31 protein-coding genes are annotated in these 26,539 nt (G+C 65.8%); 19 read left to right on the forward strand and 12 right to left on the reverse strand.

Annotation, left to right across the window (positions count from 1 at the left end; all coding sequences use genetic code 11):
* Positions 1-163: 163 nt before the first annotated feature.
* From Mrose_RS07655 to Mrose_RS07700, 10 genes are all read left to right on the forward strand, one after another.
* A complete protein-coding gene (locus Mrose_RS07655) occupies positions 164-478 on the forward strand; it encodes a V-type ATPase subunit subunit G family protein (protein ID WP_245969694.1) in 315 nt (104 codons plus the stop codon).
* Positions 475-2,463, forward strand: coding sequence for a V-type ATP synthase subunit I (locus Mrose_RS07660; RefSeq protein ID WP_245969696.1), 1,989 nt, complete (start codon positions 475-477; stop codon positions 2,461-2,463). Before Mrose_RS07655 ends, Mrose_RS07660 begins: the two co-directional genes overlap by 4 nt.
* A 37-nt stretch (positions 2,464-2,500) precedes the next feature.
* Positions 2,501-2,782, forward strand: coding sequence for a F0F1 ATP synthase subunit C (locus Mrose_RS07665; RefSeq protein WP_119277071.1), 282 nt, complete (start codon positions 2,501-2,503; stop codon positions 2,780-2,782).
* A gap of 54 nt (positions 2,783-2,836) precedes the next feature.
* Positions 2,837-3,403, forward strand: a complete 567-nt coding sequence (locus Mrose_RS07670; protein ID WP_119277073.1) for a V-type ATP synthase subunit E — start codon at positions 2,837-2,839, stop codon at positions 3,401-3,403.
* A gap of 2 nt (positions 3,404-3,405) precedes the next feature.
* Positions 3,406-4,386, forward strand: coding sequence for a V-type ATPase subunit (locus Mrose_RS07675; RefSeq protein ID WP_119277075.1), 981 nt, complete (start codon positions 3,406-3,408; stop codon positions 4,384-4,386).
* Between the two features lie 2 nt (positions 4,387-4,388).
* A complete protein-coding gene (locus tag Mrose_RS07680; RefSeq protein ID WP_182482727.1) occupies positions 4,389-4,703 on the forward strand; it encodes a V-type ATP synthase subunit F in 315 nt (104 codons plus the stop codon).
* Positions 4,704-4,812: 109 nt separating this feature from the next.
* Positions 4,813-6,552 carry a V-type ATP synthase subunit A gene (locus Mrose_RS07685; protein WP_220452301.1) on the forward strand — a complete coding sequence of 580 codons (1,740 nt, stop codon included), beginning with the start codon at positions 4,813-4,815 and terminating at the stop codon, positions 6,550-6,552.
* Between the two features lie 13 nt (positions 6,553-6,565).
* A complete protein-coding gene (locus tag Mrose_RS07690; protein ID WP_119277080.1) occupies positions 6,566-7,966 on the forward strand; it encodes a V-type ATP synthase subunit B in 1,401 nt (466 codons plus the stop codon).
* Positions 7,967-8,059: 93 nt separating this feature from the next.
* Entirely contained in the window at positions 8,060-8,725 is a 666-nt protein-coding gene (locus Mrose_RS07695; RefSeq protein WP_119277118.1) for a V-type ATP synthase subunit D, read from the forward strand.
* 191 nt (positions 8,726-8,916) lie between these two features.
* Entirely contained in the window at positions 8,917-9,393 is a 477-nt protein-coding gene (locus Mrose_RS07700; RefSeq protein ID WP_119277082.1) for a hypothetical protein, read from the forward strand.
* 105 nt (positions 9,394-9,498) lie between these two features.
* Here Mrose_RS07700 and Mrose_RS07705 read toward each other — a convergent pair whose 3' ends face one another.
* Positions 9,499-9,990, reverse strand: coding sequence for a hypothetical protein (locus tag Mrose_RS07705; RefSeq protein WP_119277084.1), 492 nt, complete (start codon positions 9,988-9,990; stop codon positions 9,499-9,501).
* A 139-nt stretch (positions 9,991-10,129) separates the two neighbouring features.
* On the opposite strand from Mrose_RS07705, the gene Mrose_RS07710 reads away from it, so the two are divergent.
* Positions 10,130-10,360, forward strand: a complete 231-nt coding sequence (locus Mrose_RS07710; RefSeq protein ID WP_119277086.1) for a hypothetical protein — start codon at positions 10,130-10,132, stop codon at positions 10,358-10,360.
* 3 nt (positions 10,361-10,363) lie between these two features.
* Entirely contained in the window at positions 10,364-11,404 is a 1,041-nt protein-coding gene (locus Mrose_RS07715) for a C39 family peptidase (RefSeq protein WP_119277088.1), read from the forward strand.
* Between the two features lie 113 nt (positions 11,405-11,517).
* On the opposite strand, the gene galE is transcribed toward Mrose_RS07715, so the two are convergent.
* A complete protein-coding gene (gene galE / locus Mrose_RS07720; protein ID WP_119277090.1) occupies positions 11,518-12,522 on the reverse strand; it encodes a UDP-glucose 4-epimerase GalE in 1,005 nt (334 codons plus the stop codon).
* 148 nt (positions 12,523-12,670) lie between these two features.
* Here galE and guaB point away from each other — a divergent pair, with 148 nt between their 5' ends.
* The 3 genes from guaB to Mrose_RS07735 all read left to right on the forward strand — a co-directional run bounded on the left by guaB (position 12,671) and on the right by Mrose_RS07735 (position 15,681).
* A complete protein-coding gene (guaB, locus tag Mrose_RS07725; RefSeq protein ID WP_119277092.1) occupies positions 12,671-14,182 on the forward strand; it encodes an IMP dehydrogenase in 1,512 nt (503 codons plus the stop codon).
* A 55-nt stretch (positions 14,183-14,237) separates the two neighbouring features.
* Positions 14,238-14,795: a hypothetical protein gene (locus Mrose_RS07730; RefSeq protein WP_119277094.1), complete on the forward strand. Its 558-nt coding sequence runs from the start codon at positions 14,238-14,240 to the stop codon at positions 14,793-14,795.
* Between the two features lie 73 nt (positions 14,796-14,868).
* Entirely contained in the window at positions 14,869-15,681 is an 813-nt protein-coding gene (locus tag Mrose_RS07735; protein ID WP_119277096.1) for a hypothetical protein, read from the forward strand.
* Between the two features lie 8 nt (positions 15,682-15,689).
* On the opposite strand, the gene Mrose_RS07740 is transcribed toward Mrose_RS07735, so the two are convergent.
* Positions 15,690-16,331 carry a thiamine diphosphokinase gene (locus tag Mrose_RS07740; protein WP_119277098.1) on the reverse strand — a complete coding sequence of 214 codons (642 nt, stop codon included), beginning with the start codon at positions 16,329-16,331 and terminating at the stop codon, positions 15,690-15,692.
* Positions 16,328-17,287, reverse strand: coding sequence for an ABC transporter ATP-binding protein (locus Mrose_RS07745; RefSeq protein ID WP_119277099.1), 960 nt, complete (start codon positions 17,285-17,287; stop codon positions 16,328-16,330). Before Mrose_RS07745 ends, Mrose_RS07740 begins: the two co-directional genes overlap by 4 nt.
* 40 nt (positions 17,288-17,327) lie before the next feature.
* On the opposite strand from Mrose_RS07745, the gene Mrose_RS07750 reads away from it, so the two are divergent.
* Entirely contained in the window at positions 17,328-18,788 is a 1,461-nt protein-coding gene (locus Mrose_RS07750; RefSeq protein ID WP_119277101.1) for an NAD(P)H-hydrate dehydratase, read from the forward strand.
* On the opposite strand, the gene Mrose_RS07755 is transcribed toward Mrose_RS07750, so the two are convergent.
* On the reverse strand, positions 18,763-19,512 hold the full coding sequence (locus Mrose_RS07755) for a hypothetical protein (protein ID WP_147371587.1): 750 nt from the start codon (positions 19,510-19,512) through the stop codon (positions 18,763-18,765). The two genes, Mrose_RS07750 and Mrose_RS07755, sit on opposite strands and share 26 nt — an antisense overlap.
* 12 nt (positions 19,513-19,524) lie before the next feature.
* Positions 19,525-20,370, reverse strand: coding sequence for a hypothetical protein (locus Mrose_RS07760; RefSeq protein WP_147371588.1), 846 nt, complete (start codon positions 20,368-20,370; stop codon positions 19,525-19,527).
* A gap of 120 nt (positions 20,371-20,490) precedes the next feature.
* Here Mrose_RS07760 and thrB point away from each other — a divergent pair, with 120 nt between their 5' ends.
* Together thrB and Mrose_RS07770 are read left to right on the forward strand one after the other, a co-directional pair.
* Positions 20,491-21,375 carry a homoserine kinase gene (gene thrB / locus Mrose_RS07765; protein WP_119277107.1) on the forward strand — a complete coding sequence of 295 codons (885 nt, stop codon included), beginning with the start codon at positions 20,491-20,493 and terminating at the stop codon, positions 21,373-21,375.
* Positions 21,360-22,124, forward strand: coding sequence for a DUF4388 domain-containing protein (locus Mrose_RS07770; protein WP_119277108.1), 765 nt, complete (start codon positions 21,360-21,362; stop codon positions 22,122-22,124). Before thrB ends, Mrose_RS07770 begins: the two co-directional genes overlap by 16 nt.
* A gap of 67 nt (positions 22,125-22,191) precedes the next feature.
* On the opposite strand, the gene Mrose_RS07775 is transcribed toward Mrose_RS07770, so the two are convergent.
* The 3 genes from Mrose_RS07775 to Mrose_RS07785 all read right to left on the reverse strand — a co-directional run bounded on the left by Mrose_RS07775 (position 22,192) and on the right by Mrose_RS07785 (position 23,111).
* Positions 22,192-22,275 (reverse strand): 30S ribosomal protein THX, encoded by an 84-nt coding sequence (locus tag Mrose_RS07775; protein WP_119277120.1) that lies wholly within the window; start codon positions 22,273-22,275, stop codon positions 22,192-22,194.
* Positions 22,276-22,286: 11 nt separating this feature from the next.
* Positions 22,287-22,580, reverse strand: coding sequence for a 30S ribosomal protein S20 (gene rpsT, locus Mrose_RS07780; RefSeq protein WP_018466482.1), 294 nt, complete (start codon positions 22,578-22,580; stop codon positions 22,287-22,289).
* Between the two features lie 147 nt (positions 22,581-22,727).
* On the reverse strand, positions 22,728-23,111 hold the full coding sequence (locus tag Mrose_RS07785; RefSeq protein WP_119277110.1) for a hypothetical protein: 384 nt from the start codon (positions 23,109-23,111) through the stop codon (positions 22,728-22,730).
* A 51-nt stretch (positions 23,112-23,162) separates the two neighbouring features.
* Between Mrose_RS07785 and tyrS the strand changes: the two genes are divergently transcribed.
* The gene (gene tyrS / locus Mrose_RS07790) at positions 23,163-24,479 is read left to right on the forward strand and encodes a tyrosine--tRNA ligase (protein WP_119277112.1); all 1,317 of its coding nucleotides are present in this window, start codon (positions 23,163-23,165) and stop codon (positions 24,477-24,479) included.
* Positions 24,480-24,569: 90 nt separating this feature from the next.
* Here tyrS and Mrose_RS07795 read toward each other — a convergent pair whose 3' ends face one another.
* From Mrose_RS07795 to Mrose_RS07805, 3 genes are all read right to left on the reverse strand, one after another.
* Positions 24,570-25,142 (reverse strand): Rieske 2Fe-2S domain-containing protein, encoded by a 573-nt coding sequence (locus tag Mrose_RS07795; protein WP_119277114.1) that lies wholly within the window; start codon positions 25,140-25,142, stop codon positions 24,570-24,572.
* Between the two features lie 17 nt (positions 25,143-25,159).
* Positions 25,160-26,146: a tetratricopeptide repeat protein gene (locus Mrose_RS07800; RefSeq protein ID WP_119277116.1), complete on the reverse strand. Its 987-nt coding sequence runs from the start codon at positions 26,144-26,146 to the stop codon at positions 25,160-25,162.
* The coding region (locus Mrose_RS07805; RefSeq protein WP_147371589.1) for a cytochrome c-type biogenesis protein at positions 26,143-26,539 on the reverse strand (397 nt) is incomplete at its 5' end. The genes Mrose_RS07800 and Mrose_RS07805, both read right to left, overlap by 4 nt.

Genomic DNA, 26,539 nt, shown 5'->3' on the forward strand with positions numbered 1-26,539 from the left:
GTGGCGCTCTCAATCGCTCTGGGCCGGTGTTGGAATTCCAGCCTGAGCCATGGGGCTAAATGCGCTGCTGTAGGGTATGCTATGCACCGTTGACGCCCCTTTTCATAAACCGCTACAATGCTGCGGGCGTTTACATGAGCCTTATTTCACGAAAGGAGGGAAAGTGGCTGGCCTAGGATTGATTAAAGACCTCGCTGAGCGCGAGCAAGCACTCGCGAAGCAGCTCGAGGAGGCCAAACAAGCGGCGCAGGCCAAAATCAAGGATGCCGAAGCCCAGGCGGCCCAGATCGTGGCCCAGGCCCAGGAGGCCGTGCGCGAGATGGAAAGCCGGATGAGGGCCCAGACCGCCGATACGGTAGCCAAAATTGAGGCGGAGGCCAAAGCGCGTGCCGAGACCGAAGCGAAGAGCATCACCGAAGCTGCCGAGGCGCGCATCGAAAGCGCCGTCAAACTGGTGCTGGGGGAGGTCCTCCCTTGATCGCGCCGATGGAGAAGCTGGTCGTGGCCGGGCCACGTCGCCTGGCCCGTTCGCTGCTGGCCGAACTCCAGCACGCCGGGGTGGTCCACATCGACCCCTTGCGCCCCGCCGAGCTCGGCGAGTTTCGCCTGAGCCCGCAGGAGGAGAGCGAACTCAGACGCTGGGAAGCCATCGTCTCTGGCGTAGACCGCACCCTGGCGGTGCTGGGTGTGACTCCGGTGGCGAGCGTGCCCTTCCCTGGCACGCTCGAGGAAGCCGAAGCCCAGATCAGGCCTTGGGTGGAGCGCGCGGAGGTGCTGGGTCGCGAGCGGGCGGCGCTGGAGGAGGAGCTTCAAAGCATCCAGCTCTTCGGCGCTGCCGCCCAGGCTCTCGCCGGCCTAACCTATGGCATCGACCAGAGCCCCCGCTTCGGGGTGGTCCCCTTCCTGGTAGGCAAGCCCGAGGAGTTGCTCCCGGTTCGGAGCGCGCTGGATTCGGCCCTGCAAGACCGCTACCTGCTCGAGTCAGCACCCATGGACAAGCAGGTGGCCGCGGTGGTAGTGGTCATGAGGCGCGACCTCGAGGCCGCCCGCAGCGCCCTCTCGCGCCTGGGTCTGGCCGAGCTGCGCTTTCCCGGAGCCTTCGCCAACCTGCCCGTCACCCAGGTGGCCCGCCGCATGCGCGAGCGCGAGAAGATCGCTCCTGAAGAACTCGCGGGGGTGCTCGAGGAGGTTGCCAAGCTGGGCCGGGAGTCCCTGACCTCCCTGCAAGCCCTGCTGACCAGGGCCCGCGACGAGGTACTGCGCTACAAGACCGCCTCCGACCTGGCGGCGGGCAAGTACGGCGTGGCCCTGATGGGCTGGGTGCCCCAGGACGCCAAGCCCAAGGTGGAAGAGGCCCTGAGCAAGCTGCGTGACCAGATCGTCTACACCTTCGAGCCCGTGGACGAGCACCACGAGGCCGATCAGGTGCCGGTGACGCTGAAGAACCCAGCCTGGGCCAAGCCCTTCGAACTGCTGCACGGCTTCCTCAACACCCCCAAGTACGGCTCCTACGACCCTACCATCAACATCGCCCTCTTCTTCCCGCTCTTCTTCGGTATCGTGGTGGGCGACATCGGTATGGCGCTGCTGTTTGGCTACCTGGCCTGGTTCTTTGGCAACAGGGCCAAGCAGGGACAGAGTGTGCTGATCCCCCTGGTGGGCTTCAATATCGCCCCGGCGGTGAGCCGTGACATCTCTAAGGTGCTGACCTGGATGGCCGTCTCAGCGGGCATCTGGGGTTTCCTCTACGGGGAGTTTTTCGGCACTTTAGCCGAGCACCTGGGCATCTTCTACCCCAACGACGGCCATCACAGCGGGCTCTTCCCAATCCTGCTCAACCGCCTCGAGGCCGCCGAGACCTCCACATTGCTGATCGTGGTCTGCCTGCTGCTGGGTATCCTCCAGCTCTTCTACGCCTTCGGCCTGCGGGCTTACATGGGCTATAAACACCACAGCGCCTCGCACATGTGGGAGGGCATCGGGTACCTGGCGGGCCTGATCGGGATCGTGGCCTATGCCTACACCTTCCTGACCGGCGCGGGTGCTCCGCTGACGACCTTCATCCTCGTCGCCGGGCTGGCGGTGTTCGTGGTGGCGATGTTCCAGGTGGCCCGCAGCCTGGGGGCCATCATGGGCTATCTGGTGATGCCCATCGAGCTGCTGACCAAAGGCGGGCAGATCCTCAGCTACATCCGTATATACGCGGTGGGCCTGGCGGGGGCGGTGCTCTACAAACTCGCCAACGACGCGGGTTTTGCCATGGCCGAGCAGCTGGGTTTTATCGGCGGCCTCATCGGCTTCGCGGTGGGGGCGATCATGTTCGCGCTGATCACCCTAATCACCATCATGGGGCACGTGCTCCAGCCGATCCGTTTGCTGTGGATCGAGTTTGGCAACAACTACGGGTTCTTCGACGAGGTGGGCCGGGCTTACCGTCCCTTCAAGTCGGTTCGTGACCAATAAGTTCATCTTGCGCGGATGCGCGAAAAGGAGTGACGTGATGCTGAAGAAAGTTCTCTCGATCATCGGTATGGCGCTCTTGGCTGTGGCTTTCGCTGCTGAAGAAGGGGCCGCTGCGGCCTCGTCCTTCGCCGCCATCGGCAAGGGTCTGGCCCTGGGTCTGGGCGCTCTGGGCACAGGCGTGGCCCAGTCGGCCATCGGTGCGGCTGCGCTGGGGGCTGTGGCCGAAGACCGCCGCAACTTCGGTACTGCGCTGATCTTCTTCCTGCTACCCGAAACGCTGGTGATCTTCGGCTTCGTGGGTCTGTTCCTCATCAGCTAGAGCCCTGACCGGACTCCATGCCCTAGGGCATGGAGTCGCAAGGAGACCTGAAGAATGTCGAAACTTGAGGACATCCTCCAACAGGAGGTTCTCGCCGAGATCACCGAGGTCACCAAAGCCGCCGAAGTCCGTGCTGCCGAGATCATCAAGGCCGCTCAGGAGCAGGCTGAGGCCCTCAAGGCTACCCGGCAAAAGCAGTTGGAGGCTGAGCGTGCAGCAGCGGAGCGCCGGGCTGAGAGCGCGGCGGAGCTGGTGCTCAACCAGGCCCGCATCCAAGCCAGGGGCCAGGTGGTGGACCGGGTCAAGGCCGAGGCCCTCAAGGCCCTGGCCAGTCTCCAAGGACAGCCGGGTTATGACGAGATCCTGACCAAGCTGGCTGAGGAGGCCCTGCAGGGCCTGGGCCAGGCCGAGGCAGTGGTGGTCAACCCCGACGACGCGGCCAAAATAGAGCCCTGGGCTAAGGCCAAGGGCCTCGAGCTGCGCACCGATGCCGGCCTGCGCTACGGCGTGCGCTTGGTGGCCCCAGGTGGCAAGAGCATGGTGCAGAATAGTCTTCCCGAGCGCCTCGAGCGCGCCTGGGACTCGCTTTCGGCCAAGGCCGCGAAAGCGATCTGGGGGTAGGCATGGCGGCTGGCTACGCCTACCTCAACGCCCGCGTGCGCTCCCGGCGCAGCCAGTTGGTGGGCGAGGGCTTTTTCCAGCAGGCCCTGAGCGCCTCCTTCCCCGACTTCGTGCGGCTGTTGGGTGAGACGGTCTATGGCCCTGACCTCAAGGGCGGAAGCTTGGAGGATGTGGATCGGGCGGTGTCCAGCCACCTGAGCCGCACCGTGGGCGATCTGCCGAGCCTGGTGTCGGGCGAGCTGCGCACGGTGGTCAGCCTGCCGCTGCTGCGGGCCGATCTGGTCAACCTCAAGGCCATCCTGCGCGGAAAAGCGGCGGGTAAAGACCCCGAGGAGATCAAGGCTACCCTGGTGGGAGGGACTCTGCCGGACACCCTCATCAACAGCATGCTCCAGGCTTCCGACGCCGCGGGCATCGCCCAGATCTTGCAACTGCCCGGCAACCCGCTGGCCAAGGCCCTGCGCAACGCGGTGCAGGGCAGCCCCGACCTTCTGGCGCTGGAAGTGGCGCTCGACCGCGAGTTCTTCGCCGCGGCGCTGGCCAAGGCCAAGAAGCTGCGCGAGCGCTTCCTGGCCTCCTACTTTGCCCTCGAGGTAGACGCCACCAACCTGGCGACGGCTTTCAAGCTACAGGCCCTGGGTGCTCCGGCCAACCTCGAGGCCTACTTCGTCCCCGGCGGAACCCACCTCTCCCTGACCGCCTTCAGCCGCATCGCCCAGGGCGACTTCGCTGCCATGGATACCCTGAGCGCGACTCCCCTGGCCCCGGCGACGGGGGCGCGGACGCTGGGCGACTTGGAGCGAATCCTCCGCAAGATCCTGCGCCAGAAGGCCCACCAGGGCAGCCTCGACAGCCTCGGGCCGGGCCTGACCCTCGACTACGTCCGCAGTAAGGAGTGGGAGGCCGCCCGTATTCGCCTGCTGGCCCGACGGGCCTACTACAACCTGCCTGCCGACGCGGTGGAGAAGGAGGTGATGGGGTGAAGATCGGAGTGCTGACCGATGCCGAGACGGCCTCCGGGTATCGCCTGGCCGGGTTGGAAGCGGTAACCTCGAGCAAGGAGGAAGCTGCCCGCACGCTCGCCGAGATGGTGCAGTCGAACGCTTACGCCCTGATCGCCGTGGACGAGAGCCTGCTCTCCGACCCCAACAAGGCGGTCGAGCGCATCATGCGCGGGCGCAGCACCCCGGTGCTGCTCTCGCTGCCCAACTTGCTCGAGGCCTTCAGCGGCGGTGGCGACGCCAGGGCCTACATGCGCCAGTTGGTGCGGCAGACCATCGGGTTTGACATCAAGCTCTAGGGGTCGGTGGCGAGAGCCGATAGTCCGATACGAACAGATCAGGCTATAGACTATTGACTATCGACCACCGACGATCTGTAAAGGCAAGACTCCACAGACAAGGAGGAACATAGTGGGGGTCATCAAGAAAATCGCAGGTCCAGCGGTGATCGCCGAGGGGCTCGAGGGCGCGAAGATGTACGACATCGTGCGCGTGGGCAACGAGAAGCTCGTGGGCGAGATCATCCGGCTGGACGGTAACGAATGCTTCATTCAAGTCTATGAGGACACCAACGGGCTACAGGTGGGCGAGCCGGTGGTGTCTACCAACCTGCCCCTGGCACTGGAGTTGGGGCCGGGCCTCCTGAACGGGATCTTCGACGGCATCCTGCGCCCGCTGGACAAGATTCAGGAGGTCTCGGGCATCTACATCTCGCGTGGTATCGAGGTCAGCTCGCTCGACCGCAGCAAGAAGTGGGCCTTCACCCCCATGAAACGGGTGGGGGATGTTGTCAAAGGCGGCGACATCCTGGGTACGGTGCCCGAGTTCAGCTTCACCCACAAGATCCTGGTGCCCCCGGACAAGTCGGGCAAGATCAAGAGCATCGTGGGCCCTGGTGAGTACACCATCGACGACACCATCGCCGAGCTCGAGGACGGCACCAAGCTGCGCCTGGCCCACTTCTGGCCCGTGCGCAAGCCGCGTCCCTTCACCCGCAAGCTCGACCCCAACGAGCCCTTCCTCACCGGCATGCGCATCCTCGACGTGCTCTTCCCGCTGGCCGCGGGCGGCACGGCGGCCATCCCCGGTCCCTTCGGCTCGGGCAAGACCGTCACCCAGCAGTCCATCGCCAAGTTCGGCGACGCTAACATCGTCGTCTACGTCGGCTGTGGTGAGCGCGGCAACGAGATGACCGACGTGCTGGTGGAGTTCCCCGAACTCGAGGACCCCCAGACCGGGCGCCCGCTGATGGAGCGCACCATCCTCATCGCCAACACCTCCAACATGCCCGTGGCCGCCCGCGAGGCCTCGCTCTACACCGGCATCACCATCGCCGAGTACTTCCGCGACCAGGGCTACAAGGTCTCGCTGATGGCCGACTCCACCAGCCGCTGGGCCGAGGCCCTGCGCGAGATCGCCTCGCGCCTGGAGGAGATGCCGGCTGAAGAGGGCTACCCGCCCTACCTCTCCTCGCGCCTCTCCAGCTTCTACGAGCGCTCGGGCCGGGTGACCACCCTGGCCGGGGAGACCGGCGCAGTGTCGGTGATCGGCGCGGTGAGCCCGGCGGGCGGCGACTTCTCCGAGCCCGTCACCCAGTCCACCCTGCGCATCACCGGCGGCTTCTGGGCCCTCGACGCCCAGCTCGCGCGCGCCCGCCACTTCCCGGCGATCAACTGGGCCCGCTCCTACAGCCTCTTCCTGGGCATCCTCGAGCCCTGGTACCGCCAGAACGTGGCCCCCGACTACCCTGAGGTGCGCACCCAGATCATCACCATGCTCCAGCGTGAGGCTGAGCTGCAGCAGGTGGTTCAGCTCGTGGGCCCTGACGCTCTGCAAGACGCCGAGCGCCTGAGCCTGGAGATTGGCCGTATCGCCCGCGAGGACTTCTTGCAACAAAACGCCTACGACCCCGTAGACGCTTCGTGCTCCATGGCCAAGGCTTACGGCATGATGCAGATGATCATCGCGCTGTACAAGCAAGGGGAGGCTGCTTTGGCCCGCGGCGCCACCATCGCCGACTTCCTCTCCGACCCCATCATCGAGAAGATGGGTCGCGCCCGCTACGTGCCCGAGGCCGACTTCCCCGCCTATAAGGCCGAGTTCGACGCCCAGGTCCAGCACGCATTCCTGGGCAGCGTCAAGGCTTGAGGAGGTGTAGCAGATGCTCAAGAAAGAATACACCGCCGTCACCTACGTCTCCGGCCCGCTTTTGTTCCTCGAGGGGGCCAAGGACCTGGCCTACGGCGCGATCGTGAATATCGACGACGGCACGGGCCGGGTGCGCGGTGGCCAGGTGATCGAAGTCTCCGACCAGTACACCGTGCTCCAGGTCTTCGAGGAGACCTCGGGGCTCAACCTCGAGCGCACCACCGTCTCGCTCGTGGAAGACGTGGCCCGCCTGGGCGTGAGCAAGGAGATGGTGGGCCGGGCCTTCAACGGCATCGGCCGGCCCATCGACGGCCTGCCCCCGGTGGTGGCCGAGAAGCGCCTGCCCATCAACGGCGCGCCCATCAACCCGGTGGCCCGTGAGAAGCCCGAGGAGTTCATTCAGACCGGTGTCAGCGCCATCGACGTCAACATGACGCTGGTGCGCGGTCAGAAGTTGCCCATCTTCTCCGGCTCGGGCCTGCCCCACAACGAGCTCGCCGCCCAGATCGCCCGTCAGGCCAAGGTGCTCGGCGAGGGCGAGGGCTTCGCGGTGGTCTTCGCCGCGATGGGCATCACCCAGCGCGAGGTGAGCTACTTCCTGCAGGAGTTCGAGCGCACGGGAGCCCTGAGCCGCTCGGTGCTCTTCCTCAACAAGGCCGACGACCCCACCGTCGAGCGCCTGCTCACCCCCCGCATGGCCCTCACCGCCGCCGAGTACTTGGCCTTCGAGCACGACTACCACGTGCTGGTCATCCTCACCGACATGACCAACTACTGCGAGGCGCTGCGTGAGATCGGCGGGGCCCGCGAGGAGATCCCTGGTCGCCGCGGTTATCCCGGCTACATGTACACCGACCTGGCCTCGATCTACGAGCGCGCAGGCGTGGTGCACGGCAAGAAGGGCTCGGTCACCCAGATCCCCATCCTCTCCATGCCCGGTGACGACATCACCCACCCCATCCCCGACCTCACCGGCTACATCACCGAGGGCCAGATCTTCATCGCCCGCGACTTGGCCCAGCAGGGCATCTTCCCGCCCATCAACGTGCAGCCCAGCCTCTCGCGCTTGATGAACAACGGCATCGGCAAGGGCAAAACCCGCGCCGACCACAAGGAACTCGCTGACCAGCTTTTCTCCAACTACGCCCGCGGCATCAACCTGCGCCGCCTGGTGGCCATCACCGGTGAGGACGCCCTGACCGAGGTGGACAAGAAGTACTTGCGCTTCGCCGACAACTTCGAGAAGAAGTTCATCAACCAAGGCCAGCAGGAGCGCTCCATCGAGGAGAGCCTCAACATCGGTTGGGCGCTGCTCTCCGACTTCCCCGCCTCCGAGCTCAAGCGCATCCGCAAGGAGTACATCGACCAGTACCACCAGAAGACGGGCAAGCTCGAAGAGTTGGTGGGAGTGTAGGGATGCTCTCGAACGTCGAACGCCCAACACTGAACGCCAACACCAAAGGCTTCAGGCGTTCAGCGTTGGGCGTTGGGCGCACCGGAGGTGCCAATGGCTGAACAAGTCTCACCCACACGCTCTACACTCTTGGCCAAGCGCGACCAGCGCCGCTTGGCCCTGCAGGGTGCCGACCTGCTCAAAAACAAGCGCGACGCACTGATCGGGGAGTTCTTCGCCCTGGTGCAGGACTCACTCAAGGCCCGTGAGGCCCTGAACGCCGCCGCCAAGGACGCTTACTTCAGCTTGCTCATCGCCAAGGCCTTCGACACCCCCGAAGCGGTAGAGTCGCTCTCGGGCACGCCGGTGAGGGTGCACATGGAAGTCGAGAGCCTCTACGGCGTGAAGGTGCCCAGGATCAGCGCCCCCGAGGGCAACGGGGCCCTGGCTTTCAGCCCCATCGGGGTGGGCTCCAAGACCCTCGAGGCCGCCACTGCTTTCAGGGCCCTGGCCGAGGCCATCATCGAGGTCGCCAACACCGAAAACCGCCTGCGCAAGATCGGTGAGGAGATCAAGAAGACCAACCGCCGGGTCAACGCCCTCGAGCAGATCACGATCCCCGAGATCAACGAGCAGATCAAGTTCATCTCCGACACCCTCGATCAGCGGGCGTTGGAGGAGGTGACCACCCTCAAGCGCATCAAGGCCAAGATCGAGGAGCGCGAAGCCCAGGAAGCGGGCGTCATCTCGGCACACCTCGAGAAGGGCGCGGGCCTGTAGCTGAAGTCTGAATGAAAGCGCGAAGCCCCGCTCAGCGGGGCTTCTTTAGGCTCGGCCAAGGCTTTTCCCGATGGTTAGTGGGGCCTTCAATCGCACCTGGCTGGTGCGAAGCCTAACTATGAGCCCTGTCTAAATCTAAAAGACTACATAGGAGAGAAATAAAGCATTAGAATGCCCCCAGGAGGAAAGCCATGAGAAAATTCGCTGTCCTGGCCATGTTTGTACTCCTCTTCAGTGTGGCTTCGGCCCAGCGCAACTGGATTGGGGTGTCCACACCTGGCCTGCTCGCCAACGGTACGGGTGCCGTCATCAGCTTCACGCCGGGGTTTAGCCTGAGCCTTTCCGGAGTCGTGGGGTTCGAGCGCCTTCTCGGGCCCCTCGACCTTCGCGCCGGGGGGGCTCTGGGAGCGAGCGGGGGTGGCTTTGGCCTGCTGCTGGGAGCCGATGTGCTCTATCCCCTCAACGCGGGCGATAGCGTCTACTTCGGCGGCGGTCCTCACTTGATTTTCGGGGGCGGCACGGCTGCGTTCTTGCTGCAAGGGGCTGTGGGTTATGAGCGCTTTGTGGCTAGCAACTGGAGCTGGTTCGTCGAGTTGAACCCGCTGTTCAACTTCACTTCGGGTGGTTTTGGCTTGACCGGGCAGTTCGGCATCAACGTTTACCTGTAAGCGCCAAGCGCTGCCAAGCCCACCGGGAAGTAGCCGGTGGGCTTTTGCCTCGAGCCCTGGCCGACGGTGGGCAGAGCCTGTGTAATACCAACTTTATCGCTTCCCCTAGCCCACTACTTGGTTAAACGTGTCCAGAAACAGGCCCAGCCGCTCGCCCAGGCTTTCCTGTTCGCGCAATGCTGCCTCGAAGGCCAGGGGCTCCATCACCAGGTTGGGCAGGCGAAACCAGCCCAGGTAGTAGCGCCCGGCCAGGCCCGGCTCGGGCAGCCTCGAGCGCTCGGTCGGCGACAATAGCCGCTCGAAGGCTTCCGGGCTGTTGAGGACAGGGTGCGCGCCTGGCCCTATGCGGCTCAGAAAGGCCTTGAGGGTGCCTGGGTTGGACCAGAAGCCGTAGTTGAGGTCGTCGGTGAGTTCTTCGATCTGGTTCAGCAGCGACGGGTCTCCCTGCCGGGCCACCAGCTTGCGCAGGAGTTCACTGCGTTCTAAGCGCAAGGCCGCATACTCGGATAAGGAAAACAAAGGTGGAATGCGTTCCCCCAATTCAGAGCGCAGCCGGTGGGCCACGACATAGTCCTGGTACTCCCGATAGGGGTCCACCCTGCTATTTTGCGACAAGACGGCGCCAGTTGAATAGGCCCACCGCCTCCACGCAGCCTTTACTTTTTTAGCGAGCCGGACCAGGGTAAATGTGCTCCGGCTCGAGATGGCGCGGGGGTGCTACTGTAGCCTGGGGATCATGGATGCGCGGGGCTGGGTCTTGCGTGCGGTAGAACGGTTGCGCTTCGCCAGTGTGGGCGACATCCAGCGCTGGCTCGACGAGGAAGGCGAGAGCCTCTCGCGCCTCGAGCTCGCCCGCGCCCTCGAGGCCCTGCTCAGGGAAGGGCGGATCGAGCTCGAGCGCGACGTCTACCGTCCTGCGCGAAAGTCGGGCGGTAAGGATGCCTTCGACCAATTGTTCGGAGACTGAGTGATGCGTCTGGCCTTCTCCCTGAGCCTGATGGGCTTGTGCTGGGCTGCCGAGTTGCCCCCAGGTGCCTTTTTGCAGGGCGTGCGTCACGAGTACCAGCGCTTCAACAACTGTGGCCCTGTGACCATCGGCATGGCCATGAGCTTCTGGGGCAGTCGGCAGACCCAGTACCAAATCGCCCCGGTGCTCAAACCCAACAAGCAGGATAAGAACGTCAGCCCCGAGGAAATGGCCGCCTACGCCCGCGAGCAGGGCTACAGGGTTCATCATGGCGTGGCGGGGGATTACGCGTTGCTCAAACGCCTGATCTCGGCGGGTTTTCCGGTGATCGTGGAGACCTGGTTCGTTACCCCGGACGCCGGGGGCATGGGGCACTACCGCTTGCTGGTCGGCTACGACGACACCAGGGGCATCTTCAACGCCTTCGACTCCTACTACGGTCCCAGGGTCACGCTGCGTTACGGTGAGTTCGACGGCCTATGGCAGGTCTTCAACCGCGCCTATCTAGTGGTCTATACCGCCGAGCGGGCTTCCAGGGTCGAGGCGATTCTGGGTGAAAGGCTCGATAGCCGCACCCTCTGGCAGCGATCACTCGATCTCGCCCGCAAGGAAACCCAGGCCCGGCCCACCAACGCCTTCGCCTGGTTCAACCTGGGGAGCAGTCTGCTGCGGCTGGGTGATGCCAGGGGGGCGGCGCAGGCTTTCGACCGCTCGAGGAAGCTGCCCCTCAACCGCGCTTACGATCCGGGCCGCCCCACGGGTACGATATCCAACTGGCCCTGGCGCATGCTGTGGTACCAGTTCGATCCGCTCGAGGCCTACTACCGCGCAGGCCGCTACCAGGACGTGATCACCCTGACCAGCGACGTGCTGGGCCGTGTCAGCGACCACGAGGAGTCCTACTACTGGCGGGCCATGGCACGGGCGGCTATAGGCCAGACCCCGGCAGCCATCAGCGATTTGCAGGCTGCGCTACGCTACAAACCCAGCTATAGCCAAGCTCGCGAGGCGCTCAGGAAGCTTCAGGGCCAAGCGGGTGGCTGATACGCTGAACACCCTTTCTCTACCGGGGGCAAGGGGGGATATTCACTCCCGACCCTCGATTCCTCTAGCAACTTCTTTGGAGGCAAATCCGCTTGGCCCGTGTTCGCCCCTTTTTAGGCGTAGCCCAGCACTTCCTTGCGCTTCCTGCCCCACTCGAGGGCGCTGCGGATGCCGTCCTCGAGGCTCAGCTGGGTTTTCCAGCCCAACAGTTCCCAGGCTTTATCGGCGTTGGCGTAAGCTCCCGCCGTGTCGCCGGGGCGGCGGGGGCCTTCGCGCTTGTTGATGGGTGAGCCCCAAACCTTTTCAAACGCCGCCACCAGCTCCTTTACGGTGTTCCCGTGACCGCTGCCGAGGTTGATGACCTCGTAGGTGTTGGAGGTTCTGGCCAGCGCCTCGTCGAAGCGCTCGACGGCCCTGACGTGGGCCATGGCCAGGTCCCAGACGTGGATGTAGTCGCGGATGCCGGTACCGTCGCGGGTGGGATAGTCGGTGCCGGTGATCTGGAAGTAGGGGAGCTTGCCCAAGGCAGTGTCTACCAACCGGCCCAGCACGTGGGATGGATCGCGCACCTGCAACCCCGAGCGCAGCTTGGGGTCGGCCCCGATGGGATTGAAGTAGCGCAGGGCAATTCCCCGCAGACGGGTGGCGCGGGTGAGGTCTTGCAGCACCATCTCCATCATGTATTTGGTACGGGCATAAGGTGAGCCAGGCTTCAAGGGGGAGTCCTCGGTGACCTTGAATCCTGGCACGGTATCGTAGATGGAAGCCGAGGAGCTGAAGACCACTCGTGGATAACCCAGTTCCTCGAGGTGCTTGAACAGCTCGAGCGACTTGCAGACGTTCTCGCGGTAGTAGAGGTAGGGCTGCTCGACCGATTCGGGCACGACGATCAGGGCGGCGCAGTGGATGGTGGCGTGGATGTCGGGGTGATCGTCAAAAACGCGCTCCAACAGGCTGCGGTCGGCGATGTCGCCGTGGTAGAAGGCCCGGCCCCGTATGAACTCCGGGCGACCGGTGACTAAAGAGTCGAGGATGACGGGGGTGTGTCCGCTATCCTCCAGGGCGCTGGCGACGGTGCTGCCGATGTAGCCTGCTCCTCCCGTGATCAGTACTTTCATGGGGCACAGTATACATGGAGCTGGTTTTGTTGGCTTACGAAAATTTTCGTTATCTTTCGATTTGTGACGGTGCGAAGTTCTGCGGCCAGTCGCGATAGGGGCCTGGGTGGTAGGCCACGATCTATTCTGCTGTTATACTTTTGGGAATATGTTGCGGATCACACCCGAACCCGCCAACAAAATCGAGAAGATCGCCCTAGAAGCCCTGACCTTCGACGACGTGTTGCTCATCCCAGCCTACTCCGAGGTTCTGCCCAGGGAGGTCTCTACCCGCACGCGCCTCACCCGCCGCTTATGGCTCAATATCCCGGTGCTCTCGGCGGCGATGGATACCGTTACCGAGGAAGGGATGGCGGTCGCCATGGCCCGCGAGGGTGGTCTGGGGGTCATTCACAAGAACCTCCCCATCGAGGAGCAGGCCGCAATGGTACGTAAGGTCAAGCGCTCCGAGGCGGGTATGATTCACGATCCCGTGACCTTGCCCCCCACCGCGACCCTCGAGGACGCTGAGCGCCTGATGCGCGAGTACAAGATCGGTGGCCTGCCGGTGGTTGACTTTTTCGGCAAGCTGTTGGGGCTGGTGACCAACCGCGACCTGCGCTTCGAGCGCGAGCTGCGCCGCCCGGTCAGTGAGGTCATGACCCCGCTCGAGCGCCTCGTCACCGCCCCTCCCGGCACCACGCTCGAGGAGGCGGAGGAACTGCTGCGCCAACACAAGATCGAGAAGCTGCCCCTGGTGGATGACACGGGCAAGCTCAAGGGCCTGCTGACGCTCAAGGACCTCAGCAAGCGCCGGAAGTACCCCCACGCCGCCAAGGACGCCCAGGGCCGCCTGCTGGTGGGGGCGGCCATCGGGGTGGCGAAGGATCTGGACGAGCGGGCCGCCGCGCTGGTCGAGGCCGGGGTAGACGTGCTGGTGCTCGACAGCGCCCACGGTCACAGCCGGGGCATCCTGCTGGCGCTGGAGGGCCTCAAGGGCCGCTACGGCGAGGGGGTTCAGATCATCGCGGGCAACGTGGCCACGGCGGAGGGGGCCCGGGCCCTGGCCGAGCGCGGAGCCGACGCGGTCAAGGTGGGCATCGGCCCCGGCTCGATCTGCACGACGCGGGTGGTGACCGGGGTGGGCGTGCCCCAGATCTCGGCGATCCTCGAGGCCGTGCGCGGTCTGGAGGGCCTGGACGTGCCGGTCATCGCCGATGGGGGTATCAAGTATTCGGGCGACGTGGCCAAGGCCATCGCTGCCGGAGCCCATAGCGTGATGCTGGGCTCGATGCTCGCCGGCACCGAGGAAGCCCCCGGCGAGGAAGTGCTCAGGGAGGGGCGGCGCTACAAGCTCTACCGGGGCATGGGCTCTTTGGGGGCCATGCGCCAGGGTTCCGCCGACCGCTACTTCCAGGATTCCGGCAAAGGCGAGAGAACCGAAGCCAAGAAGCTCGTTCCCGAAGGCATCGAAGGCATGGTGCCCTACAAGGGGCCGGTGGGGGACGTGCTCTATCAGGTCGTGGGCGGTCTGCGGGCGGCGATGGGCTACTGCGGCACCCCTGACATCGAAGCCTTCCGCACCCAGACCCGCTTTGCCCGCATCACCAGCGCGGGCCTCATCGAAAGCCACCCCCACGACGTGGTGGTGGTGAAGGAAGCGCCCAACTACTCGCGCTGAACTCGAGCCCCGGCAATAGGTGCAGGGCCGGGCCCCACCGTGGCACAACCTTGCCGTGAAGCGCTTGTTATGGGTAATTTCGGCGGCCTTCGCGGTTGTGGCAGCCCAGGGAGGCGTTTCGCTGGGGCGCTTTGAAACCCCTGGGAGCCGGGTGGTGTACTTCAGTGAGGGCAGCGCGGGACACCACTACCGCCTGTACAGCAAGGTGGCGGTGGGGGAGACTTTCCTCACCTACGCCCGGGCCTCGGGGGTGCTCTCGAGCACGGTACCCTCGTGCCAGACCTGGACCTACCAGGGCATCCTCTCCGAGAGCTTCGTCCTCGAGCTCAGCGAGTTCAACGCCGCGCGGGATTCGGCTTTAGCCCGCTCGCTCATCACTCAAGCGGGGCGGGCCAGCCGCTCCGGCGACACCAGGGCCTACGCCCAGGCCGTGACCCTGCTGTGCAGCAGCGGCGAAATGGGGATCGGGCCCATCAAGACCCGCACGGTCTACGTGCCGGTGCAGTTCGTCACGCGGGTGAGCACCTCGGGCATGCTAGGCCGTCCGGTGCTGCTCAAGCTGATGCTCAACCCCGACGACTACACCCTCGAGGCCGACCTCGAACCGCGCTAGAGTGCGTGTGGCGTTTTGCCCTTGGCTATCGGCTATCGACTATCGACCTCATGCGGCGTATACAATTCCCCCTGTGCAGGCCCTCCCTCATCCCCATCTCCCCACCCAAGCCTCGGAGGGATCGGTGCTCAGGGCCAGGGCCATGCAGGGTTACTTGCTCGAGCTGCGTTCCGCCCTCAGCCGCTATCGCCCGATTCCCAGCATTCACCTGATGGTGCTGGGCCAGGAGGATTGGAACGCGAGGGCCCGTAATCCCTACGGCTTCGCCTTTCAGCGCACCAGCCCCAGCGGGGGCCTGTTCGTCTTCCTTCCGGCTCGTTACCCGGAGCGCCTGCTGTGGCGTTTGCGTGAGGTGCTGCTTCCTGCGGCCAAGCAGGACGGACTGCCCGGCAAGCTCGAGGAGTTCCTCGACCTCAACTTAGGTCACGAGTACGCCCATGCGGTGGCGGTAGCCTGGGGATTGCGTACACGGGTGCGCTGGGTGGATGAGTTCCTCGCCAACTACTTGTGGCTGCTGGCCCTCTGGCAAACCAACCCCGACTTCTTCAAGCTGGCCAGAGCCTGGGGCCACACCCTGACCCACCTGACCCCCAGCGACCCCCAGCTCGGCAGCTACGAGCGCAAGAAGCCGGGAGTCTCCGACCAGCTCTGGTTCCAAGGACAGTTCACCAGCCTGGCCGCTGAGTTGGTGGGCAAGCACCAGGATCGGCTGCTCCTGGGGCTACTCGAGGCCGCTCCGCTCAAACGCTCGACGGTCCACAAGGTACTGGTAGGGCTCGAGCCCAGCTTCAAGCGGTGGTTCGCTGAGTTCTCGCCCAAAAAGCAAAGGCTTTCCCCCCTCGAGGAGCAAAGCGTGGGGTGGGAAAGCCTGGGCCAGGAGAGCTAGAGTGCTTCTTATTTGAATTGCGCGATCAGAATCCCGTAGCCCTGGGCCAGTTCGACCTCCAGACCCTCGGGGCTCGTGACCTGGTTGGACAGGGTCAGACTCTCGCCTAGCGCGACCTGAGTCTGTGCCAGCTCCCACCGGGCGCCCCGGATGCCCAGCCCATGCAGGTCGGTCAGGGGGATGAGGCTGAAGGGGGTCGAGGGGGGGAAGTCGAAGCGGTGGCGACCTGGCAGCAGGGGGTGGGCTTCCTCGAGGCCGCTGCTGAGGACGATTCTGAGCCCCTGGCGGGCCAGGGTGAGGGCCAGGGTGAGGTGGGCCAGGCTGTGGTCGCTCTGACCGCCCAGCGCTCCCAGCAACAGCAATTCCCCCGCTCCCCTCGAGCGCGCCGCTACGATAGCCAACTCACCGTCGGTCTTGTCCTTTTCCCTGGGGTACACCTCGCGGGGCACCTCGGGGTACTGAGCCAGCAACTCGGGGGGGCTGGAGTCGAAATCCCCGACCCACAGCTCCACCGGGAGCCCCAGCGCCCGGGCATGGACCATCCCGCCATCGGCGGCGATGACCCGCAAGCCCTCGCCACGCTCGAGCTCCCGGCGCAGGCGGGGGGTGATTTCCAGCCTTCCGCCCAGCAGGATGGCAAAACGGCTCACGCACCCTCCAGGGGGATGAGTCGGCTGAGGTTGAGGCTCAGGGACAGGCTCTGGCCTTCCTGCCAGGCGCTTTCGCCGCTCTCGTGGTACAGGCGCAGCCCCTGCCACTCCAGCCAGTAGCCTACCCGCTCGCCCATGAACAGCCGCTCGAGCACCCGCGCCTGTGGGCCCCGACCCAGCTCCAGCGCTGCCGAGGGGATCAGATGGGCTTTGCGGGGCAGTCCCAGCTGGGACGACTCTTCGGGCGAAAGCAGGTTGCGATGACCCAGGAAGCGCGCTACCCAGGGGTCGGCGGGATGGTGGTAGAGGGTTTCGGGAGAGCCAAGCTGTGCCAGGCGACCTTCCCGCATCACCGCGACCTGGTCGGCCAGTAGGAAGGCTTCTTGCTGGTCGTGGGTGACCACGATGGCGGTGGGACCGTCGCCCGAGAGCAACTCCCGCAGCTCGAGGACGAGCGCCTCGCGCAGCCTGCGGTCCAGCGCGCCCAGCGGCTCATCCAGCAGGAGCAGGTCAGGGTTGGGGGCCATGGCCCGCGCCAGTGCGACCCGCTGCCGCTCGCCGCCGGAGAGCAGGTGGGGCAGCTTGTGAGCCTGAGGGGTGAGGTGAGTCTGCTCGAGCAAGGCCCGGACCCGTTGCTCCAGCCGCTCTTTGGGCCAGCTCGCCTCGCGCAGTCCGAAAGCGATGTTCTCGTAGACGCTGAGGTGAGGGAAGAGGGCAAAATCCTGAAACAGCATCCCCACCCGGCGTTTTTCCGGGGGCAGGGCCAGCAACTCCCGCCCCTCCATGCGGATGGAGCCGGAGTCGGGGTACTCGAGACCGGCGATCAGCCGCAGCACGGTGCTCTTGCCCGAACCCGAAGGGCCTAGCAGGGCCAGGGTCTGCCCCTTGGGCAGGGTCAGGGAGAGCTCGAGGCTGAAGCCCGGATAGCTCTTGCGCAGTTCCCGCAAAGCCAGCACGGTCCTCAAATTACACCGATAGAATTCAGCCGTGGCTACGATGCGGCTGTTCACTTCCCAACGCATGCGCCAGGCCGACGCCACGGCTGTTGGGCTTGGTTTTCCTAGCCTGCTGCTGATGGAAGCGGCGGGCAGGGCCGTGGCCGAGTGGGTGCTGGAGCGCTTCCCCGGAAGGCCGGTGGCCGTGCTGTGTGGCAGAGGCAACAACGGGGGCGACGGGCTGGTGGCGGCGCGACACCTGATGCTGGCGGGGGCCAGGGTGCGGGTCTTTGCGGCGGAAGGCCACTCCGGCGACGCAGCCCAGATGCAGCGGGCCTTGCAGGCTCACGCTCTGGAGCCTCGCCCGCTCGAGCAGTGGCAGCCGCAGCCGGGCGAGGTCATCGTGGATGCCCTCTTCGGCACGGGCCTGAACCGCCGCCTCGAGGGCTCCTGGGCCGAGTTGGTGGGTCGGATCAACGCCTCGTCGTGCCCCGTGGTCGCGGTGGATCTGCCCTCGGGCCTGCCCTTTGAGCCTCACGTCCGGGCTCACAGCACGCTGGTCCTGGCCGCCCTCAAGAGTGAGCACCTATTCTATCCCTGGCGGGAGGCTTGCGGGCGCATCGTGCTGGCGGGGATCGGGATGCCGGAGCGCTCCCTCTTCCAGCCCGACCTCCCCGAACTCCTCACTCCCCAGGCGATGGCGGCCCTCTTGCCTCGCCGCTCGGGCGATGCCCACAAGGGCAGCGTGGGCCGGGTGCTGATCGCCGGGGGTTACGCCAACTACACCGGAGCCCCGGCGCTGGCCGCGCTGGGGGCACACCGGGCGGGAGCAGGGCTGGTGAGCGTGGCCTATCCCGCCGGGCTCGAGCTCCACCTGCCGCTGGAGTCCGTCCGCTATCCGCAGGAGCACTGGTCGCCCGAGGGTCTGAGCCACGTCAGGGCCGAAGCCGCCGCGGTTGGGATGGGCGCGGGGCCGCAGGCCGAGCCAGCGGCGCAGGCCGTGCTCTCGCGCCGAATACCCACCGTCCTGGACGCCGACGCTTTGCAGCCGGGGATCGTGGAGTCGTACGCTCGAGCCGGCACGCCTGCCGTGATCACCCCCCACCCCGGCGAGGCGGCGCGGTTGCTGGGAAGTGAGGCCGCTTCCATCGCAGCGAGCCCGCTCGAGGCTGCCCGCACGCTGGCTGAACGCTTCGCGGGGGTGACGGTGGTGCTCAAGGGCGGGCCAACGGTCCTGGCGCGGCAGAGGGGGAGCGGGGTCGAACTGGCGGTAGGCACCACCGGCAACCCGGCCATGGCCAGCGGCGGGATGGGCGACGTGCTCTCCGGGGTGATCGCCGCCCTGCTGGCGGCGGGCCTGGAGCCGTGGGACGCGGCGCGGCTGGGGGTGTACCTGCACGGCCTCAGCGGGGACCGCCGGGGCCAGGTGGGTTTGCTGGCCCACGACCTGGCCGAGGAACTACCTCAGGCCAGGGCCGCGCTCGAGCGGGGCGAGGTCAGGGCTTTCTGGGAGTGGAGGTAGCCTTCAGGCCGGGCTTTTGGGCGGGGATCGCCACCCTGGAGGCCGTCCACACCAGCAGGCTGATCCCGCCGAGCCAGAACAGGTCGTACAGCACCGTGGTCCACCGGGCCGGACCCCCCAGCACCGAGACCACCCGCGCCAGGCTGACGAGCACCAGCGCCAGGCTCAGCGCGCTGAGGCTGCGGGCGATGCGACCCCCGGCCAGCACGGCGGCCTGCTGGATGTAGATCATGGTCAGGAAGAACACCACCCCCTGGTAGACCATGCTGAGGGCGCTCAAGCTGCGGAAAGCCTGGACGAAGACCACCAGCAAGACCGCCGAGATCACTGCGATGAGGGTGAAGCGCAGAGCGTTGCCCGTGGGGTAGAGCCCGTTGCGTTCCATGGCCCAGGGCAGCAGGGCGCCCATCGCCAGCACCAGCAGGGCACTCAGCAGGTAGATCCCCTCCCGCACGGCTTCCGGCCCTCCAAGGTTGGGACCCAGCTTGGTCAGCGCGAGCGAGGAATCCCCCACCCCCAGCAGCACCAGCCCCACGGCCAGGCCGGCCAGGGGAAGGCGCACTACTGCAGGCGAGCGGCTGGCCAGGCTCCACAGCATCGTCACCCCCAGGAAATCGGCCAGGGTGACCGCGGCGCTGCGCACGAACTCGCTGCTCAGTACCCCCGCGGCCCAGACCAGCCACAGCGCGGCCATCAGATACATTGGAGTTGTCAGATTTCTCATGAAGCGATTGTATCAGCGGGGGCGCTGGATGAGCTGCTCAAACAGCTTGGCTGCACCGGGCTCGAGGGTCTGTCCCAGCCACTTCACCAGCCCCTGGCGCAACTCCTCGGGATCGTCCTCGGGGAGGGTCCGGCGCAGGCGCTCGAGCGCTCCCGCCGCTCCCCGCCCCATGTATTCGCGCAGCACCTGCTCCACCGACTCCCACATGCGGTTGCTCTGCTGGCGGCGAAGTTCTTCCTCTTCGCGCTGTAAGACCTCGAAGAGGTCCGGTGGGGCCTTGTTCGGGGACTGCAACAAGTGGACCCGGCCCTCGCGCAGCTCGCGCGGCAACTCGGGGGAGAACACTGGCTGCCCGCGGTAGAAGTACCAGGCCCTCCCGGCACTGCCGTCCTCCACGACCAGCACCCCGGTGAAGTGCTCCTGGCGCAACGAGTCCAGCAGGGTCTCCAGTTGCAGCGAGCGCGGGATGGCGGCCAGAAAGCGCGGGGAGCCCTGGGTCAGGGCCAGCAGGCAGGGAACGTCCTCCAGGCGCAGCTTGTACAGCGAGAGCCCGCCTTTGGAGAGTTCGGCGATGAGGTGGCGGTAGGCGGTGGTGCCCGCTTCGTAGCCTTGCAGGTCCTGTCGCCAGGCCTCGAGCAGGCGTCCTTTGTAAAACACCAGCAGGCCGTGACCTCTGGGCAGCTTGGCCAGGGCAAAGCCGGTGAACTGCGACTCCCTGAGCCGCTGGACGAACTCCGGGGTCAGCAACTCGCCGGGAACCCATTCGGTGAGAGGGTCGTTTTGTGGAAGAAAACCAAATAGATAAGCCAGCAGGGCAGGGCTGACGGTGTCGAGAAGTCCGCGTGAAGCCGTTTCCATCAACATCTACCCCCGAGAAGTCTGCACTGCACAACAGCCATCGCTCCATCCGGCGAGGCGATCACTGCGAGCCTGAAAGCTAGGCCACAGTGTAGCATGGCCCCGACGCGGCTTTTGGGTATGATTACGGGCGTGTTTGAGGTCCTGGTTCCGGCGACCCTGGCCAACCTGGGTTCGGGCTTCGATGCTTTAGGGGTGGCCGTGGACACCTACCTCGAGGTCCGCGCCCAGCCGGCGGAGTGCGATCGCTTCGTCTACACGGGGGAGGGGCAGGTGCCCCCCACCCCCGACAACCTCGTCCACCAGGGCTACCGTGCAGCCTGGGCCGAGCTGGGCCAGGTCGCTCCGCCGGTCGCCTTGTGGGCCAACAACCCCATTCCACTGGCGCGGGGCATGGGCAGCAGCTCGGCGGCCCTGGTCGCGGGTGCCGCCATCGCCGACTGCATGAGCGGGGGGAAGCTGGGCAGGGACGGGGTTTTTGCCGTCACCGCCCACATCGAGGGCCACCCCGACAACGTGGCCCCGGCCATCTACGGCGGCTTCGTGGCGGCCCTGGCCGACCCCCCCATCGCCATCCCCCTACCCGTGCCCGAGGTGCGCTTCGTGCTGGCGATCCCGACTTACGAGGTGCCTACCCCGCTGGCGCGGGCCGCGCTGCCCCGGCATTATTCCTTGCAGGATGCGGTCTTCAACCTCGCCCGCAGCGCGCTGTGGCCGGCTGCACTGGCCAGTGGGAGGCTCGAGGTGCTGCGCGAAGCGGCTAAAGACCGCCTGCACCAGCCCTACCGCGCCCACCTGATGCCGGGCCTGGAGGCGGCGCTCGAGGCGGCCTATACCGCCGGAGCCCTGGCGGCCTTCGTGGGAGGCGCGGGACCGACGGTGGCGGCAGTCGTCCGGCCTGGGACGGAGGTCCCGGTGCGGCAAGCCCTGGCGGAGTACGCCGGTCGGGGCGGTCGAACCCTTATTCTAGGGCCGGGAGCAGGGTATACGTGGAAGGAGATCTGAGCACCATCCCCATCGCCGACGTCATGGAGTTGCTCCATGACGGGCGCCGTACCGGACGCCTGGAGCTCAAAGTGGGCGAATTGCCGCTGACCCTGCGCTTCGTGGGGGGGGAAGTGGTGGGCGGGGGAATCTGGGACTGGGAGGGCCTCGAGGCCATCAGCACCTTTCCCCTCTATGCCCACGAGGGCCATTTTGAGTTCGTCAACGAACTCCAGACGGGCGCGCCCTTGATGGGTTTCAAGACCCTCATGGGCGAGTGGGCCCGCCTCAACGACGAGTGGAGCCGCTTTCACCGCCTGCTCGACTCACCCAGCCGGGTGGTGGAGAGCCCGCGCCCGGTCGAGCCCTTCACGGTTCTGGTCGGTGGAAAGAGCGTCAGGGCGGCGGCCAAGGCCTGGGGAGTGCCCTTGATCGTGGCCGCCGAGCGGGCCTGGCGCGGCCTGCACGAGGGGGACCTGGTGCCGCTGCGCAAGTACGCCTGGTTTGCCCTGCGCATCCGACATCCCTCCGCCCGCCGCACCCAGGCTGGCAGCCTCACCCGCCTCGAGGACAGGATCACCGTGGCCCTCGACGGTACCCGCAACGTGGGCGAGATCATCCAAAGCGGGGGCCTCGAGCTCAGCGCGGTGCGCCGCTACCTGATCACAGCGCTGCTCTCGGGCGAGATTCAGCCCCCTGGCCGGGGCTGGCTGCTGCGCGACCTGCTGTGGGAGCTGGAAGCGGAAAGCCGGATTACCTCGCCCGCTTGAACGCCAAGACGAAGAGCCCTCGAGCGCTGGGCTCGAGGGCAGAGGTATAGGCCTCGGGGATTGGGGATTATTTCTTGGAGCGGGGACGGTACTTGCCAAAGGTACCGCGCCAGATTTTGCCCCTACGGGTACGACGATCGCCCTTGCCCATGGTGTACTCCTTCAAGCCTTAGCGGCGGCCAGCAGCTTGTTGACGCCGGCCATCAGGCGAGACTTCTTGCGTGCGGCGGCCCGCTTATGCAGGGTAGAGCCCTTGGCAGCCTTATCGATGAGGCTTTCGGCGTAGCGCATGGTCTCGATGGCCTCTTCAGCGTTGCCAGCCTGGGCCAGGGCCAGGGCCTTCTTGGTCACGGTCTTGATGGTGGCCTTCTTGGAGCGGTTGAGGGCACGCCGCTTGAGGGACTGGCGGTGCCGCTTCATCGCGGAAGGGTTGCGGGTGCTTTTCTTCTGTGCCATGTTTCTCCTGAATCAAGACTGCCCGGCCACGCTGAACATATGCGCTCCAGGCAAACCGTTCACAAGTCTAGCACATGGATGGGGGTTTTACCAATCAGGGCGAGGCTGCGCATACCCCATGCGATGCGTGTGGGATGAATTGGCCATTCAGTACTCGAAGCGGGTGCTCACCCAGTCCAAGCGGGCATAGCCCCTGGCATCTTGCAGCTTGAAGCGCACGGTGTACAGGCCGGGGTTGACATAAAACAAGGCGATATCGCTGAAGCGACCCTTATAGCGCCGGGATTGCCCGATCTGCCGGCCATTCTGGGCGATGATTACCTCGAGCGAGCCGTCGTTGAGTTGCCCGTCCACCTTGACCTTGACCGCGGCATTTACCCCGGTTACCCGCAGGTCGTATTTGTGCTCGCCGCTGTACTTCCAGTACACCATCGGTATGAAGGGGGGATAGCCCACCGCCAGGCCCACCTGCTCGGCATAGTAGGCCAGGGCCGCCCCCAGCAACGCCAACACCAACACGAGACGCAGCACGGCCTCAGTATACGGGCGGAAGGGGCTTTCCTGGCGGTTATACTTGTGCCCATGACGGTTGAGGAAACCCTTAACTCACTCAAACGGGGAGCGGTGGAGATCATCCCCGAGGAGGACCTGCGCAAGAAGCTCGAGTCGGGACGCAGGCTCACCATCAAGCTCGGCTTAGACCCCACCCGCCCGGACATCCACATCGGGCACGCCGTGGTCTTGCGCAAGATGCGCCAGTTCCAGGAGTTCGGGCACAAGGTGGTCATCATCATCGGCGATTTCACCGCCATGATCGGCGATCCCTCAGGGCGCAGCGCCACCCGCCCGCCGCTGACGCTCGAAGAGACCCGCGCCAACGCCAGGAGCTACGTGGAGCAGGTCTCTAAGATCCTGCTCCAGGACCCGCAGCGCTTCGAGCTGCGGTACAACTCGGAGTGGCTGGAGAACCTGGGCTTCAAGGAAGTTATCAAGCTGGCCTCGCAGCTCACCGTGGCGCAGATGCTCGAGCGCGAGGACTTCAAGAACCGCTACACCTCGGGCGTCCCCATCTCCATCCACGAGTTCCTCTACCCCTTCGCCCAGGGCTACGACTCGGTGCCCATCGAAGCCGACGTGGAGATGGGCGGCACCGACCAGAAGTTCAACCTGCTCGTAGGCCGCGAGGTCCAGCGGGCCTATGGCCTGCCAGAGCAAGTGGCCTTCATCATGCCGCTCCTGGAGGGCTCCGACGGGCGCAAGATGTCCAAGAGCTACGACAACTACATCGGCATCAACGAGGAGCCCGCCGTGATCTTCAAGAAGCTGATGCAGGTCATAGACCCGCTGCTGCCGCGCTATTTCGAGCTGTGCACCGACTTGGAGCCCGAGGAGATCAAAGGGGTGCTCGAGAAAGGCGGCATGGTCGGGGCGCACCGGGTACTGGCCCGCCTGCTCACCGGGGCCTACGCTCAGAGCCTGATCCCACCGCGGCTGGACCGGGCCTTCTACGAGGGGTTGGGGTACAGCCTCGAGGCCGCCGGGCACGACCGCGATGCGGGCAGCGTGGAGGTGATCCGCCAGGCCGAGGAGCGTTACTACCAGGTCGCCAGAAACCTCATCCCAGAGGACATTCCCACCGTCGCGATCCCCCCTGCTGAACTCAGCGGCGGGGCCATCCCCGTCGCACGGCTGTTCACCCTAGCCGGCCTCACCGCCTCCAACGGTGAGGCCAAGCGCATGATCCAGAACAGGGGCCTGCGCATCGACGGTGAGGTAGTGGCCGATCCCAACGCCCAGATTGCCCTCGAGCAACCCCTGGTGCTCCAGCGAGGCAAGGACCGCTTCGTGCGGGTGGAGGTCCTCAAGGGTCAAACGTCGAACGCGGAGCGCCAGACCTAGGGGCGATTCACGAACCGTTCCCCAATACCCCTTTTCGCCGATGACTAAGCGCCTTCCGCTTGATCTTCCCTCATCTGGGGTACTTAATCGCTACCCCTGCTCGAGGGGTCGCAGCGGGGTTTCATGCCCCGTGGCGTAGATCGCCCCATCCTCGGCCTCCAGCCGCAGCCTCGGCAAGGGGAAGCGCGGCGGACCGTATACGGCTCGCCCCGCCTGCAAGGGCTCGAAAGCGCCGAAGTGGCAGGGGCAGCCCAGGAAGGGGTGGTCGGTGCGGAAGTTGTAGGCGATGGCGCCCAGCTCAGGGTTGTCCACGAAGTTGACCGTGCAGCCCTGGTGCGTGCAGATGCGCGAGAGGGCCAGGAAGTAAGCGCCCTCCAGCTCGAGGCCCCCTACCGCCGGCTGGGGCAGCCGGAAGGCCACCGCCCGTAGCCTGCGTTCTGCCGAGCCGATCCGGACGGGATATTCGAAGTACTTGAAGGCCCAGGGTCGCCTTAGCTCGCTCGCCTCCGCCACGTGCACCCTGGGCCCGTCCTTCCACACCGGCTCCGAAACCCCGCTTTTGAAGAACTGGATGTAGACGGTGCGCCAGCCCAGCCAGCCGAAAAACCCGGCAGCGATGGCGCTGGGGATAATCCAGATGAGGTCGCGTCGCTCGAGCTTCATCCCCGTCACCCTGTACCCTATAACGTTTTCAGGTAATCTAGCAGTGCCTCGAGTTCTTCTGCCCTCAGCGGAACAGCAGGCATGCTGCCGCGCCCTTTGGTGACCACTTCGGTCACGGCCTGGGGGACTTTGCTGATGGGGTTGCCTCTGAGTGCGGGGCCGCTTTCGCCCTGGGCCTGGGCCCCGTGGCAGGCCGCGCATTTTTGCAGGTAGACCCTCTGGCCCGACGAACGGGCCTGTAGCTGCTGCCTGGCCGTCTGGATCAGGTTGTCCACCTGGGGCGACGAGCCCCCGGCGGCCTTGTAGCGCTCCCAGGCGTCGATGGCGTCCTGGGAACGACCTGCTTGGAAATAGATGTTGCCCAGGAAGAGCCAGCCCTCTGGTTCGGAGGGGTCGGCACGGGTGGCGAGTTCGAGCAGCGGCAGGGCCTGTTCGCCGCGCCCGGCAAAGAAGAGCAGGATGCCCAGGCGGCGCAGGGCCAGCACATTTTTGGGCTCGAGCTTGACGACCTGCAGGTAACCCTGGCTGGCCCGCTCGAAGTCCTGCACGTCCCAGGCCTGGTTGGCGTAGGCCAGCCAGTCCTCGGGGCGGTTGTTCTGGCGGGCTTTGGACTCCAACTCGCGCAGCCGAGCGGCCTCGGCCCGGCTGGTGATGATGGTCTCACCCGGCAGGCGGGGCACGGTGAAGCGCCAAAGCCCCACCCCCACCACTAGCAGGCTCACCGTCACCAGCGCCAGCGTGGCCGGGGAGAGCGTGCGTGGGGCGGGAGCCTGCTGGCCCAGATCGGCCAGTTCACGCTCGAGCCGTACCGCCTGCGCCAGCAGCCGCTTGCGCTCTTCTCCTTCAGCCTCGCGGGCCTGGTTCTTCAGTAGCTCGACTTCGGCGCGCAACTCCTGGGGGCGCGGGCTCTGGGGGAAGGGCTGGGAGGGTTTGAGCAGGGGCCGCAGGATGTAGGCCAGGGCGGCCAGCGTGAGCAGGGCGGTGAAGAGGTAGGCAAATATCATGGCGTTGGGTGTTGGGTGTCGGGCGGCAGGAGCTCGGCCTCGAGGCGGGCGATCTCTTCCTCGGAGACGTCGCGCTGCGCGGCCCTGGCGCGGGTGGCGGCCAGATAGCGCCACAGGCCATAGGCCAGCAGGGCCAGCCCGATGAGTGGGGAGAGCCAGACCCACAGGGTAAGGCCCTGCTTGGGGGGCTCGTAGAGGATCCAGGGGCCGTAGCGCTCGACGAAGAACTGGCGAATCTCGGCCTCGCTCTTGCCCTGGGCCAGTTGCTCGGCGATCAGGCGGCGCATCTCCTGCGCTACCCCGGAGTTGGACTCACTCGCCGACTCCCCCTGACACACCGGGCAGCGCAGCCCCTTGGCGATGCGGAAGACCTCGGGGGAGAGGTCGGGGGGC

The sequence above is a fragment of the Calidithermus roseus genome, assembly GCF_003574095.1.
GTDB lineage: Bacteria > Deinococcota > Deinococci > Deinococcales > Thermaceae > Calidithermus > Calidithermus roseus.